11 protein-coding genes and 1 other RNA gene are annotated in these 13,702 nt (G+C 39.2%); 8 read left to right on the top strand and 4 right to left on the bottom strand.

Features of this window, described 5'->3' with window-relative positions:
• Positions 1 to 125: 125 nt before the first annotated feature.
• From dnaN to CYP51_RS09665, 4 genes are read left to right on the top strand one after another with little or no spacing between them, the layout of a single operon-like run.
• Positions 126 to 1,199, top strand: a complete 1,074-nt coding sequence (gene dnaN / locus CYP51_RS09680) for a DNA polymerase III subunit beta (RefSeq protein WP_103625263.1) — start codon at positions 126 to 128, stop codon at positions 1,197 to 1,199.
• Between the two features lie 14 nt (positions 1,200 to 1,213).
• On the top strand, positions 1,214 to 3,523 hold the full coding sequence (gene gyrB, locus CYP51_RS09675) for a DNA topoisomerase (ATP-hydrolyzing) subunit B (RefSeq protein ID WP_103625262.1): 2,310 nt from the start codon (positions 1,214 to 1,216) through the stop codon (positions 3,521 to 3,523).
• A gap of 18 nt (positions 3,524 to 3,541) precedes the next feature.
• The gene (queF, locus tag CYP51_RS09670) at positions 3,542 to 4,159 is read left to right on the top strand and encodes a preQ(1) synthase (protein WP_258032848.1); all 618 of its coding nucleotides are present in this window, start codon (positions 3,542 to 3,544) and stop codon (positions 4,157 to 4,159) included.
• Positions 4,159 to 5,394: an HD domain-containing protein gene (locus CYP51_RS09665; RefSeq protein ID WP_103625261.1), complete on the top strand. Its 1,236-nt coding sequence runs from the start codon at positions 4,159 to 4,161 to the stop codon at positions 5,392 to 5,394. Before queF ends, CYP51_RS09665 begins: the two co-directional genes overlap by 1 nt.
• Here the strand turns inward: CYP51_RS09665 and ffs are convergent.
• Positions 5,381 to 5,478: signal recognition particle sRNA small type (ffs, locus tag CYP51_RS09660), an RNA gene on the bottom strand. The two genes, CYP51_RS09665 and ffs, sit on opposite strands and share 14 nt — an antisense overlap.
• A gap of 112 nt (positions 5,479 to 5,590) precedes the next feature.
• Between ffs and CYP51_RS09655 the strand changes: the two genes are divergently transcribed.
• Positions 5,591 to 6,016, top strand: coding sequence for a hypothetical protein (locus CYP51_RS09655; RefSeq protein WP_072595304.1), 426 nt, complete (start codon positions 5,591 to 5,593; stop codon positions 6,014 to 6,016).
• A gap of 45 nt (positions 6,017 to 6,061) precedes the next feature.
• Here CYP51_RS09655 and CYP51_RS09650 read toward each other — a convergent pair whose 3' ends face one another.
• From CYP51_RS09650 to fliK, 3 genes are read right to left on the bottom strand one after another with little or no spacing between them, the layout of a single operon-like run.
• Entirely contained in the window at positions 6,062 to 7,660 is a 1,599-nt protein-coding gene (locus CYP51_RS09650) for a flagellar hook protein FlgE (protein ID WP_103625264.1), read from the bottom strand.
• Positions 7,661 to 7,668: 8 nt separating this feature from the next.
• Entirely contained in the window at positions 7,669 to 8,376 is a 708-nt protein-coding gene (locus tag CYP51_RS09645; protein WP_103625260.1) for a flagellar basal body rod modification protein, read from the bottom strand.
• Positions 8,377 to 8,384: 8 nt separating this feature from the next.
• Complete coding sequence (gene fliK, locus CYP51_RS09640; RefSeq protein WP_103625259.1) at positions 8,385 to 9,782, bottom strand: flagellar hook-length control protein FliK; 1,398 nt, start codon at positions 9,780 to 9,782, stop codon at positions 8,385 to 8,387.
• A gap of 162 nt (positions 9,783 to 9,944) precedes the next feature.
• Between fliK and typA the strand changes: the two genes are divergently transcribed.
• The 3 genes from typA (at position 9,945) to proC (ending at position 13,462) form a co-directional block, all read left to right on the top strand.
• Positions 9,945 to 11,747 (top strand): translational GTPase TypA, encoded by a 1,803-nt coding sequence (gene typA / locus CYP51_RS09635; protein ID WP_072595308.1) that lies wholly within the window; start codon positions 9,945 to 9,947, stop codon positions 11,745 to 11,747.
• A 258-nt stretch (positions 11,748 to 12,005) separates the two neighbouring features.
• A complete protein-coding gene (locus tag CYP51_RS09630; protein WP_103625258.1) occupies positions 12,006 to 12,635 on the top strand; it encodes a hypothetical protein in 630 nt (209 codons plus the stop codon).
• A complete protein-coding gene (gene proC / locus CYP51_RS09625) occupies positions 12,632 to 13,462 on the top strand; it encodes a pyrroline-5-carboxylate reductase (RefSeq protein WP_258032847.1) in 831 nt (276 codons plus the stop codon). The genes CYP51_RS09630 and proC overlap by 4 nt, the downstream gene beginning before the upstream one ends.
• Positions 13,463 to 13,702 lie beyond the last annotated feature (240 nt).

Genomic DNA, 13,702 nt, shown 5'->3' with positions numbered 1-13,702 from the left:
TGAAAAAGAAAATATAATTTTTCACATTTCAAATAGCTGTATTTCGATGTTTGAAAGCACTTTTCACTTTTTAACATCACCTACTAAAACAAAAAATTAAATTTAAAAATAGAAGGAAGTTTTTAATGAAAGTTTTAATAAACAAAAATATGCTTGAAAGCATAGTAACAAATACAAACCCATATCTTGAAAAAAGAGATCTTAGTGCTATAACTTCTCACATTTATATCTCAGCAAAAGATGGGGTTTTAAATATAAAAGCAACTGATCATGAGATAGGATTAGCATATAAGTTAAGTAATGTAAAAATTGTTGATCAAGGTTATGCAACTGCAAATGGTAAAAAACTACTTGACATTATAAAAAGTCTAAAAGACGAAGAAGTGATGTTGGAAACTGTAAATAACTATCTTTATATAAAACAAAAAAACTCAAAATACAAACTTCCAATGTATAAATTTGAAGATTTTCCAGAATTTCCAACGATTGAGGGTAAATCAAAATTTGATGTTGATGCTGTTATGTTAGGAAGAAGTTTAAAGAAAATTTTACCAAGTATTGATAGTAATAACCCAAAATTTGAACTAAATGGTGCATTCCTTGATATTAAACAAGACTTTATAAATATAGTCGGCACTGACACAAGAAGACTTAGTGTATTTAAATTTCAAACACCAACTGAAAAAGAATTTTCACTTATAATCCCTAAAAAAGCTATCAATGAAATACAAAAACTATTTTTTGACAAGATAGAAATTTACTATGATGAGAATATCTTAATCGCTCAAAGCCAAAATTTTGAGTTTTTCACAAAACTTATAAATGGTAAATTTCCAGACTATGAGCGTGTTATACCAAAAGAGGTAAGAAAAAGACTTCAGCTAAGTAGAGATAAAATGATAGAGGGTATAAAAACTATCTCAATGCTAAGTGATACAATGAAAATAACTTTTTCAAAAGACAATATAACATTTGAAAGTGTTATAGAAGATAATTCTGAAGCAAAAACTACGATAGATTATCAAACTGGTTTAGAGCTTGGAGATGAATTTTTCATAGGTATAAAAAATAGATATCTACTTGACTTTTTAAGTAGTATCGAGGATGAAAATTTTGAGCTTGGATTTAATGAAAGCTCACTAGCATTTGTTGTAAATTCAAAAGAATTAACAACAATAATAATGCCGATAAATTTATAAGATAAGGCAAGATTATGGAAAATAATTACGGCGCAGAAAATATCAAAGTACTAAAAGGTCTTGAGGCGGTTAGGAAGCGCCCAGGCATGTATATAGGCGATACTAATATAAGCGGTCTTCACCATATGATCTATGAAGTCGTTGATAATTCTATTGACGAAGCGATGGCAGGATACTGCGATACGATAGACGTTGAGCTTACACGAGAAGGCTCAGCGATCATTAGCGATAATGGCCGTGGTATCCCAGTAGATATGCACCCGACTGAGAAAATTTCAGCTGCGACTGTTGTTCTAACTGTGCTTCACGCTGGTGGCAAATTTGACAAGGACACATATAAGGTCTCTGGTGGTCTTCACGGCGTTGGTGTATCTGTCGTAAACGCCCTTTCTAAAAAGCTAGTCGTAAATATCAAACGCGATGGCAAGCTTCATAGACAAGAATTTGCAAAAGGTATCCCTCAAAGCGATCTTGAAGTGATAAAAACTACAAACCGCACAGGCACACAAGTCGAGTTTTGGCCAGATGATAGTATATTTGAAGTGACTGAATTTGACGATGAAATTTTAGTAAAAAGATTTCGTGAGCTAGCCTATCTAAACCCAAAAATAACTATAAATTTTAAAGATCAAAGAAATGGCAGAAGCGAGAGCTTTCATTTTGAGGGCGGACTTGAGAGCTTTGTAACTGATATGAACAAGGCAAATCCTGTTAGCAAAGCAGTATCATTTAGCGGCGGCGAAGATGATGTTATGGTTGATTTTGCGCTGCTTTACAACGACACTTATAGTGAAAATTTACTAAGCTTTGTAAATAACATCAAAACTCCAGATGGCGGTACTCACGAGGCTGGCTTTAGAGCGGGCCTTACAAGAGTTATCACAAACTACGTTCAAGCAAATGCTGCTGCACGTGAAAAAGATACAAAGATAACTGGCGAAGATATCCGCGAGGGATTAATCGCAGTTGTTAGTGTAAAAGTGCCAGAGCCGCAGTTTGAGGGACAAACAAAGGGTAAACTAGGCTCAAGCTACGTAAAACCTATCGTTCAAAAGATGGTTTTTGACGTGCTTACAAAGTATTTTGAAGAAAATCCTATCGAAGCAAGAGCGATAATGGATAAAGCTCTAATGGCAGCTCGTGGTCGTGAAGCTGCTAAAAAAGCTAGGGATCTAACTCGTAAAAAAGAGAGCATGAGCGTAGGCACACTACCTGGTAAACTAGCTGATTGTCAAAGCAAAGATCCAGTCATCAGCGAGCTATACCTAGTGGAGGGCGACTCTGCGGGCGGTTCAGCAAAGCAGGGACGTGATAGGGTTTTTCAAGCGATATTGCCGCTTAAGGGTAAAATTCTAAACGTTGAAAAGGCAAGACTAGATAAAATTTTAAAATCTGACGAAATAAAAAATATGATAACAGCGCTAGGTTGTGGTATCGGAGATGAATTTGACGCTGAAAAGCTTAGATATCATAAGATCATCATCATGACCGACGCCGACGTCGATGGTAGCCACATCCAGACACTTCTTTTAACTTTCTTCTTTAGATTTTTAAATAAAGTTGTAGAAAACGGCCACATCTACCTAGCTCAGCCACCACTTTACCGCTATAAAAAAGGTAAGAAAGAAATTTATCTAAAAGATGAAAAGGCGTTAAACGAATTTCTTATCGAAACTGGCATCGAGGGCGTTGATATAGAGGGTATCGGCAGTGCGGATTTGATTGATTTCTTAAAGATCGTTGCAGCTTATAGAAGCGTCTTAAAAGAGCTTGAAAAACGCTTTAACGTCCTTTCGGCGATCCGCTATATGATAGAAAATCCAGACATCGTCTCAAAAAGCTACAATGAAATTTTTGAAATTTTAAGAGACTTCTTAAAAGCTGAGGGTCACAATATCCTAAACCACTACGTTAGCGAAGATGAGGTTAGAATTTATGTCCAAACTGAAAGCGGTCTAGAAGAGCTTGTGGTAAATGAAAATTTATTTACAAATCCACTCTACGAAGAGGCACTTTACATCAGCCAAAAGATAAAAGAGCGTGGCCTAGACTTGCATAGTGACGTTATAGACGTGCTTGATGAAGTAGAGAAAAATGCGAAAAAAGGTGCATATATCCAGCGCTATAAAGGTCTTGGTGAGATGAACCCTGAGCAGCTTTGGGAGACTACGATGAACCCTGAGAACAGAAGACTTTTAAAGATCGATATAAACGACGCTATAAGCGCCTCTGACACGTTTAATCTCTTTATGGGCGATGAGGTCGAGCCAAGAAGAAATTACATCCAAGACCACGCAAAAGATGTTAAGCACTTGGATATTTAAAAGAAAAAAGGATAAAAGATGAGCGAAGAGATGAAGTATGGCGAGAAAATTTTGAAAGAATTTGACGTAGAGAGTGACCTTGAGGTCTGGGAAAATAAGCAAACAAGGGACTATGTCATAAAGATCACTCTGCCCGAGTTTTGTTGCCTTTGCCCTCGCTCTGGTTATCCTGACTTTGCGACGATATATCTTGAATACATCCCAAACAAGCTAGTTGTCGAGCTAAAAGCGATAAAGCTTTATATAAATAGCTTTATGAACCGAAACATCAGCCACGAAGATAGTATAAATGAAATTTACTCTGTTTTAGAAAAAAAACTTGAGCCAAAATTTATGAAGATAGTGGGTGACTTTAACCCACGTGGAAATGTTCATACAGTTATTGAGATCAGCTCTGATCTAGTGGTGAAAAAGCCAGCTGAAGAGAAAGAATTTACTCCAAAAAGTAGGGAGAGAAGTTTTAGTGATAAGCCACGTGAGAGACGAAGCACAAGTGATCGTGGTGGTAGCAGGGGCAGCAGAGATGATAAATTTAAAAAAGATGACAAGCCAAGAAGAAGCTTAAATAAAGAGGGCTTTAGAAAGATAAGCTATGCCGATGATAAAAAGCCAAAAGTAGTCAAAAAGGATAAATAATGATAAGTGCTAAGCTTATAGAACATATCTTTAAAGCAGCATCTATATCACGTTGGAATGACTATCCAAAGATGACAAATTTAGTCGAGCTTGATAAGCAGGCTCATAAATTTATCATCGCTTATTTCATAGCAAAACAAGAGCAAGACGCCGATATGAACTATATCATTGAGGCTGGAATTTTTGAGTTTTTAAGTAGGGTCGTAGTCACAGACATACGTCCAGACGTCTTTCACCACATCCAAAAGACAAAAAAAGAGCAGATAAATAGCTGGGTTTTAAGCAACCTTGAGACGCTCATCTCAGATATTGAGGATGGCGAGTTTTTAGAGAGATTTAAAAGTTATTTTAAAAGTGACAAAAAGCATGAAAAAGAGCGTCTCATTCTAAAAGCAGCCAGCTATCTTGCCACGAGATGGGAATTTTCTATCGTCTATCAAACGAGCCAGTTTTTAAGCGATATCGACGAGCTTAAAGCCAAGGTTGAAGAGGAGATGGAGGATTATTATGAGCTAATTGGCGTTAGAAAGATCGCTATGAATCAAAAATTAGCCCGCCTTGTTGATCTAAGTGGTAGGCTAAGGTTTCAAAAACGCTGGGCGCAAACGCCTCGCATTCCTGAAACTGCAGTCTTAGGACATATGCTAGTAGTTGCGATACTTAGCTATTTTTACTCGCTAAAAGCGAAAGCTTGCAAAAAACGCCTAGAAAATAACTTCTTTTGTGCACTATTTCACGACCTACCAGAGAGCCTCACAAGAGATATTATAAGCCCTGTAAAATACGGCGTAAAAGGGCTAAATGAGATCATTAGTGAGTATGAGATGAGGCTTATTGATGAGAGGATTTTGCCATTTGTACCAGAAAAGATCAAAGATGAGTTTAGCTACATCCTTGGTATCATAAAAGATGGCGAGAAATTTATAAAAGATGAGTTTGAAAATAGAACTTATGAGCGCAAGATCATCTGCCACGAAGGGACTATGGAAAACGTAAATGAGGATAAATTTAACCCAATCGATGGCAAAGCACTAAAATACTGCGATAAACTCTCAGCCTACATAGAAGCTGGAATTTCTATAAGCTACGGCGTCAAGTCAAAAGAGCTAACTGATGGCTTTAATAATATGTATAAATTTTTTAGTGAAAAACCTAAGATCGATGGAGTGGATTTTTTAGAAATTTGCGATGATTTTAATGAGCATTTTGGTTTAGAAAGACCCCCTCTCAGATGACTGCGGCACACACTTAATACAAGTGCTCTGCTGTGTTCCCACCCTGAAGCGGTGCTCATAAAAAGCATTGCACAGGTCTAAGAAGGAGCTTCGTAATCATACAGAAACTATACTTAAATTTAGTTTTATAGTTACATTTTTAAAAATTTAGCTTTAAAAGTATATAATCAGCCCAAATTTCATAAAAAGTAGAGTAATGTCTGGAAAGTTTAAACTTCGTTTTTTATCAGCTTTTAGAGATTTTTTTATCTATCATCACAAATCTTTAGAATTTCGTGCCAAAATTTTTGCCGCTATGATCTCTGCTAAATTTGATCCAGACGAAGATGATTTTTTTGTTTTAAATGACATTACAAATGAAATTTATGAAAATGACCAAACCAGAAAAGACTTTTTGATCCAAACTGTTAAAGAGTATGTAGCAAGAGTTAAAAGAAACGATAGAATAACACTTGATGCGCTACTTTTAAGCATTGATAAAGACCTAAAAGATCACAAAAGATACGCTAAAAAGATAGATTTTTCTCACCTTCGTCGCTTGATGAGTGGCTGTGAAGAAGAAATTTTAGTTCAGCAAAGAGTTTATGAGTTTTTAATAAACGAAGTCAAACTCTATTCTTAAAATTATCATTCATTTTAAATTTTTAATCATCAACTAGCATAAAAATTATTTCTTCATCTGAATAGCAGTTTGGATCATCTCATCACTTGTTGTGATACTTTTTGCACTAGCCTCATAAGCCTTTTGCGTGACTATAACCTCACTTAGCGCTTGACCAAGATCGACATTACTCATTTCAAGTTTATTTGCAAGAATTTGTGAGCCATAAATAGTCTCACCAGCTTTATTTTTGTAAAAAAATGCTTCACCTGAATTTGGAGTTGCTTCATAGAGATTATCACCTACTTTTGATACTCCCTGTTCATTTTGGAAGTGAAATAGAGCTATTTTTGCAACTATAAATGAACGAGAATTGTCAAAATTTGCCATTATATTTCCACGGTCATCGACGCTATATTTTGAGAGATTTCCTTCAGCGTAGCCATCTGCTTTTATGACAAAGTCTTTTTTTGAATTGGCCGAGCTTGTTATGCCATTATAAACATTTGCATCTCCATCGCCAAGAAAATTTAAAGCTACGTTTCCAACGCTTGTTAATGTATTTGTAACAAGCCTACCACTACCATCAAAAGTAAGTGTTCCCATAGCTGTATTTTGTACAACACCATTAGCATCAGTTATCGTAGCTGTGGCATTCCATGTAGTTTGATTGCCACCTTGAGGGATTTGCTTTGTAAAATTTATAGTTACTAAGCTCTTTGTACCATCACTGTTATATATCTCTGAGCTTAGTTTTTCTTTATTGGCCACTTCAACTAGTGACGTAACTTCAGCCTTCACATCTAAATTAGCAAAATCCATAAATTTTAGGCTTTTATTGTTTATATGCCAGCTGCCATCGCTCTCTAGTGTGGTTGAAAATTTACTAAATTTACCATCACCGTCTTTTACTTTTACCACCACGCTGTCACCTGCTTTTGCACCAAAGTTCGTCTGGCTTAGTGGGATTTGTCCATTTAGCGAGATAGTTTTATTTGTATTATCAAGTGTATAATTAAAATTTGCCGCATCAATGGCTGTTGTTCGCTTATCTGTTATAAGGCTTGAGTCTAGGTTGCCTTTTAAATTTATATTTTTTGTTTGCTTGGCTGGCATATATAAAAAATGAGGTAAATTTATACCTTTTTGTGAGCCAGTATCGCCTAGTTTTAGATCCTCTTCTTTTGCAGTAAATGCCTGCGTGGTACCTTTTGTTTGACCATATTTTCTAAGAGCATTAGCACTTGGGGTGACTGGAGTAAAACTCGTTAACGTACCAAGAAGTAAGTTACCTTTATTATCTACTAAATTTCCAGCCCCATCTATATCGAAGCTACCTGTTCTTGTGTAGTAGTTTCTACCATTTTTATCAACGACACCAAAAAAGCCTTTACCGCCTATGGCTAGGTCAAAGTTATTATCAGTATTTTGAAAACTACCATTTGTCATCTTTAAAGCTGTCGTTTGTTTCGTAGCTCCAAGACCTACTTGATTGTTAGTTGGACCACTTCCAGCGGAAGCCATATGTTGATTGATTAAATTTTTAAACTCAGGGATTGAAGCTTTAAAACCTACGTTGTTGATATTTGAAATATTATTTGCCCAAACATCCATGCCAAAGCTTTGTGTTTTAATGCCACTAATTCCGTTGTAAAAACCTCTCATCATGGCTTTTATCCTTCGTAAAATTCAGATATTTTATCCATTGGGACATATTCGCCTGCGATTTTTATCATAGCTTTGCCGTCTACAAATTTTACTGCCTCGACCGGATAGCTACCTACCTGAGTCTTGTATGAATTACCATCTTTGCCAGTGTAATTAACAGAGACTGTATATGCACCGTTTAGTAATTGTTTTCCAGAATCATCTTTGCCATCCCAAGATATTCTGCGGACTCCTGATTTTAGATCTTTTATATCGATTGAACGAACGACCTCTCCATTTGCATTTTTAATTTCGAGCTTACCATTTGCAAGATCTGATTTAAAATAAAGTGCAAAATTTACAGTTTTTTGCTCATCTGTTAGTAAAACTGAGTTTGAACCAGTTGAGACCATTTTGCCAAGAGCTGATATGGCGTAGGCATTTGCATTTGATTTTAACTGATTTACAAGCTCTTTCATAGCTGAGTTTGTATTTTGTTGCATCTCTAGTGATGCTAGCTGACTAGTTTGCGTAAGCATCTTTTCAGTATCCATAGGACTTGTTGGGTCTTGATACTGAAGTTCTGTTAAAAGTAGCTTCATAAATGCATCTTTATCTAGCTGCGCATTTGGATTAGTTCCTGTGCCAGCTGCCGCATCTTGCTTTGCTTTTGCCTTTTTCTCGGCATTTTTTTGTTGTGTTGTTTGTGTAGTTATATCTGAAACTGAAGCCATGATCTCTCCTAAATATATCTTGGTATTACTAGCTCAAGCAAGCTTTGTTCCGCTTGAGTGTTTTCGCTCTCATCGCTTTGATTTGAGCTGTATTTATTCTTTGCTTGTTCTTTTTTATCTTGTCTTTGGTTTTGATCTGAGAAATTCATCTCAAGCTCGGTAAATCCCATATTTACAAGGCTGTTTTTAAACTCAGCTTGGTTTTGTAAAAAGAGATTCATCGTAGCCGTGGTTGAGTTAAAATTTACATGTAAGTTATTGCCACGATTTACCATCGTGATCTCAACCTCGCCTAAATTTAGTGGGTTAAGCGTGATATTAAAGCGAGCGATCGGCGCTTTGTAGTTTTGCACCTGCTCTTTTAGCGTAGAAGAGAAATTACTAAGCGTCTCTTTTATCTCAGCCTTTGTCTGAAGCTGGTGTTTAGCACTATTTGCGATATCTTTTACCATTTGATTTAGCTCTGATTTATTATCACTACTAAAGGTCTCTTCGGTTGGCTCAGCCTCGCTCATCTGCTCTCTTTCTGGAAAGAGTAGTGACTCAAGAGTTGGGGCTTTTTGCGCCTTTTGCTCGTGTAAATTTGTTTTTACTTTTGGCTCTTTTAGCTCGTTTTCTAGCTCTATATCTACTAGCTCATCATCAACCTTTACTTCGCTATCAAGCTTTTTAGGCTCTTCTTTTACTAAATTTTTAACTTCATTAGTTGGATTTGTCACTACCTCTTTTAATAAAGTATCGAGCTTTACGACCTCTTTTGTTTCATTTTTTATGATAGTTTGCTCGACCTCGTTTTTAAGCTCTTTTAGGTAAAAAGGCTTGTCCTCGGTCTTTATCGGCGTGAAGAATTCCTGCTTGCCTAAATTTTTAAACATATCGTTTAATTTTGGCACATCTTCGTTTGAAATTTCAATATTTTCAAGGCCAAGGTTAAATTTCTTAGCAAGATCGATAAGATCGCTAACGCTTTTAACGTTGCTAAGCTCTTCGACGTTTTCAGGCACACTTAAGAAATTTGCTATTTTGTCGCTGAAATTTGGAAATTTACTTACTTTTTCATTGCCGTTTAGAATTTCTAAGACTTGCAAAAGTTGCATAAAATTTGCATTTTCATAGAGCTCATTTTTTGTATTTTCGTCCAAATTTTCTTCAAGTGCAGTTGAAATTTTTGCCACGCTTTCGCTTTGAGATTTTTGCAGTGTCTCTTTTTGAGTTGTAACAGTTTTTGCTATCTCTTTGACATCCTTTTCGGTGATTTTTTGACCGCTATTTGCCTTGCTCGCAGCTGCATCTAAAACCATCGACAAAAACTCGCCGTTGTTTTGAGACTTCTTCGCAGCCGCAGACTTTTTAGTAGCCGCAGGAGCTAGCAAATCTACGTTGTTTTTCGCTGTATAAGCTTGCATTTAAACCTTTCAAATTTTTAAACTTAATGCCAAACATGCAAAATCTATTCCAAAAATTAATTTCTTGATATCAGCTTAAAATTTATAAAAATTTGGCTATAATCTGCCCCTATTTTAAAACTGATAAAGCGAAAAATATCAAACTAATAAACGGAGAAAAATTTGGAAAAGATACGAAATATAGCCGTTATCGCGCACGTCGACCACGGTAAGACAACAATGGTTGATGAGCTTTTGAAGCAGTCAGGAACATTCAACGAGCATCAAAACCTTGGCGAGCGTGTAATGGACAGCAACGACATCGAAAGAGAGCGTGGCATCACGATCCTTTCTAAAAACACCGCCATTCGCTACAAAGATACAAAGATCAACATCATCGACACCCCAGGCCATGCCGACTTTGGTGGCGAGGTAGAGCGTGTTCTTAAGATGGTTGATGGCGTTTTGCTACTTGTAGATGCGCAAGAAGGCGTTATGCCGCAAACTAAATTCGTCGTCAAAAAAGCACTTTCACTAGGGCTTCGTCCAATCGTCGTCGTAAATAAGATAGACAAACCTGCAGGCGATCCAGACCGCGTTATAAATGAAATTTTTGACCTTTTTGTCGCACTTGACGCAAATGATGAGCAGCTAGAATTTCCAGTCGTTTATGCCGCTGCTAAAAATGGCTACGCAAAGCTAAAACTAAGCGATGAAAACAAAGATATGCAGCCACTTTTTGAGACTATCCTAGCTCACGTACCAGCTCCAAGCGGTAGTGATGAAAACCCACTTCAGCTTCAAGTTTTCACGCTTGATTATGATAACTACGTCGGCAAGATCGGTATTGCAAGAATTTTTAACGGCAAGATATCTAAAAACCAAAATGTTATGCTTGCAAAGGCTGATGGCACAAAGACAACTGGTAGAATTTCAAAGTTAATTGGTTTTATGGGTCTTGAAAGAACCGATATTAACGAAGCTGGTACTGGCGACATCGTAGCGATCGCTGGCTTTGATGCGCTTGACGTTGGCGATAGTGTCGTTGATCCAAATAATCCTCATCCGCTTGATCCTCTCCACATCGAAGAGCCGACACTTAGCGTTGTATTTTCTGTAAATGACGGCCCATTGGCAGGCACTGAGGGCAAACACGTCACATCAAATAAGATCGATGAGCGCCTTGCAAACGAGATGAAGACAAATATTGCCATGAAATACGAAAACATCGGTGAGGGCAAATTTAAAGTAAGTGGCCGTGGCGAGCTTCAGATCACTATCTTGGCTGAAAATATGCGCCGTGAGGGCTATGAGTTTTTACTTGGCAGACCTGAGGTCATCGTAAAAGAGATAAACGGCGTAAAATGCGAGCCATACGAGCTTTTGGTTATCGACGCGCCTGATGATACGACAGGCACAGTCATAGAAAAACTAGGCAAAAGAAAAGCTGAAATGGTCTCTATGAACCCAACAGGCGACGGTCAAACAAGGATCGAATTTGAGATCCCAGCGCGCGGACTTATTGGCTTTAGAAGCCAGTTTTTGACTGATACAAAAGGCGAGGGCGTTATGAACCACAGCTTTTTGGAGTTTAGACCACTAAGCGGCACCGTCGAGCACAGAACAAACGGCGCACTAGTTTCTATGGAAAACGGCGTAACGCTTGCTTATTCGCTATTTAACTTGCAAGATCGTGGCGTGCTATTTCTTGATCCGCAGGCAAAAGTCTATGTGGGCATGATCATCGGCGAGCACAGCCGTCCAAACGACCTTGACGTAAATCCTATCAAGGGCAAAAACCTAACAAACGTGCGTGCAAGCGGTAGCGACGATGCGATCAAACTTGTGCCACCTAGAAAGCTAAGCCTTGAGCGTGCGTTAGAGTGGATAGAAGATGACGAGCTAGTCGAGGTTACGCCTATAAATATCCGCGTTCGCAAGCGCTATTTAGACCCAACAGAGCGCAAAAGAAAAGCGAAACTTTAATCAAATTTTATTATTTTAGCCCCTTTGTAAAGGGGCTAATAATTAAACTCTAAAAACAGCAAAAAATTTATATAAATTTCTCATATTTTTTTGCATTATTTATTTAAGTTGGCTTTGTTTAAGACGATTAAAATTTATCAATCTTAAAACTATTTATGCTTTAAAATACCATACTTACTTTTCTATTTTTACTTTTAATATAATCAATACAAAAATGCTTAGTTTATGCTAGAATCGGCGAAAATTTAAAGGGAACCGATGAAAAAACTAAAATTTATCTTTGCTCTCGTCGCGGCGTTTATTTTTAGCGGCTGCTACGAGACTACGCTGCTTACTCGCGTGCCGATCTCCGCGCTTGTTTTAGACAAAGGCACGGACGTGAAATCCACGATCGTGCTAACGGATATAACGCCACAGACGCACGTTACGAAAACAGTAACGGACAACGTGCGGGTTTTTGTCCCAGACGCTAAATTTAAGGATTTTCCGACCGGAGAAACCGCCTATGAGATGAGCGTTAGCGCCGGCAAGGGCGAAAAGGGCGGCAAAAACTCGGATAAGCGCGCCGTGCGGATATATCTAAGCCAAGACGGCGACGTCTACGGCAAGCTTAGTAAAAACATGCTCGAGCAGTACGCGGGTGCGGCGAAGCAGAAAATGGAGCCGACGCTAAAAGCGGCGATCAAATTTGAAAACGACACGAAGGACGTCTATGAGCTGGTCGTCGGAAACGACTTTAAGGCTAGCGACGAGGCGCAGACGGGCGGCGTTTATACCTTGACGCCGGGGCAGGTCACGGGGGCGATCTGGGCGGATAGCGCGGCGGTACACAAGGCGGTCGCTGGCAAAGCGGTCAAAATCGGTACTCTAAAAAAGGCGACGAAATGAAAAACTTAAAAATCGGCTTCATCGGCGGCGGAAATATGGGCGGCGCGATGATAGAGGCGCTTTGGCGCGCGCAATCTAACGAGGCCGGCACAGTGCGAAACTCGGCCGAGGACGAGCGAAAATTTGACGGCGGTAGCGAGGCGCACGGGGCGGAAAATTTAGCACAAACGGATAAAAACGCGAGCTCGCACGAATGCGAAAAAAAGACGAAATTTGAAATCATAGCCTGCGCCAGAAGCAAAAACGAAGCTTTACGGCAGAGATTTGGCGTAAAAATAGCAGCGAGCAAAACGGATCTAGCGCGCGAAGCGGACGCGGTCGTGCTGGCTACTAAGCCCGCTAGCTACGAGGCTATCTTGCGCCTGATCGCGCCCGAGCTTGCGGGCAAAATTTTGCTTCTTTTGGCGCCGGGTTTTGACATAAATCGCGCTAGGCAAATCGTAGGCGAGGGCGTTTATATCGCTCGCGCGATGCCAAATATAGCAGCCAGCATCGGCGCATCTACCACGGCTCTTTGCTTTGACGCTGGATTTAGCGAGTCTAGGAAAGAGACCGTGCGCGAGATAATTGCTAAAATCGGTAAAATTTACGAGATAGACGAGGCCGGATTTGCCGCATTTACGGGTATCTCGGGAAGCTTGCCAGCGTATGCGTGCGCCTTTATCGAAGCTGCGGCGGATGCCGGCGTGCGGGGCGGACTACCTAGGCAGCTTTGCTACGACGCCGTCTGTGCGGCGATAGAGGGGACGGCGCGCCTGATTCAAAGCGGCAAGCACCCGGCCGCGCTAAAAGACGAGGTCTGCTCGCCGGCGGGAACCACGATCTAGGGACTTGTCGCGCTTGAAAATGGCGGATTTCGCGGCGCTTTGATGCAGGCTATCGCCGCTTGCATCGCCAAAGCGCGGGGTTAGGCAAATTTTAAAGGATAAAAATGAAAAATTTATTATTTGCGCTACTTGCGGCGATAAATTTATTCGCTAGCGAGCCGGGCCTTTTGCCATTGCTGGCCGCAGATACGCTAGAAAAGCTCAAAAAATGCAAAAATCCCGACCTAAACGTCACCAAAG

Origin of the sequence: Campylobacter concisus, from assembly GCF_002912895.1 — a bacterium.
GTDB classification, from domain to species: Bacteria; Campylobacterota; Campylobacteria; order Campylobacterales; family Campylobacteraceae; genus Campylobacter_A; species Campylobacter_A concisus_G.
The sequence above is the reverse complement of the archived record's forward strand: the minus strand, read 5'-3'. Positions and strand labels throughout refer to the sequence as shown.

Coding starts and splice junctions, on each gene's coding strand:
- CYP51_RS09630 (WP_103625258.1), top strand. CDS start 12,006: ATGAAAAAACTAAAATTTATCTTTGCTCTCGTCGCGGCGTTTATTTTT.
- CYP51_RS09650 (WP_103625264.1), bottom strand. CDS start 7,660: ATGAGAGGTTTTTACAACGGAATTAGTGGCATTAAAACACAAAGCTTT.
- CYP51_RS09665 (WP_103625261.1), top strand. CDS start 4,159: ATGATAAGTGCTAAGCTTATAGAACATATCTTTAAAGCAGCATCTATA.
- queF (WP_258032848.1), top strand. CDS start 3,542: ATGAGCGAAGAGATGAAGTATGGCGAGAAAATTTTGAAAGAATTTGAC.
- CYP51_RS09645 (WP_103625260.1), bottom strand. CDS start 8,376: ATGGCTTCAGTTTCAGATATAACTACACAAACAACACAACAAAAAAAT.
- fliK (WP_103625259.1), bottom strand. CDS start 9,782: ATGCAAGCTTATACAGCGAAAAACAACGTAGATTTGCTAGCTCCTGCG.
- CYP51_RS09655 (WP_072595304.1), top strand. CDS start 5,591: ATGTCTGGAAAGTTTAAACTTCGTTTTTTATCAGCTTTTAGAGATTTT.
- gyrB (WP_103625262.1), top strand. CDS start 1,214: ATGGAAAATAATTACGGCGCAGAAAATATCAAAGTACTAAAAGGTCTT.
- dnaN (WP_103625263.1), top strand. CDS start 126: ATGAAAGTTTTAATAAACAAAAATATGCTTGAAAGCATAGTAACAAAT.
- proC (WP_258032847.1), top strand. CDS start 12,632: ATGAAAAACTTAAAAATCGGCTTCATCGGCGGCGGAAATATGGGCGGC.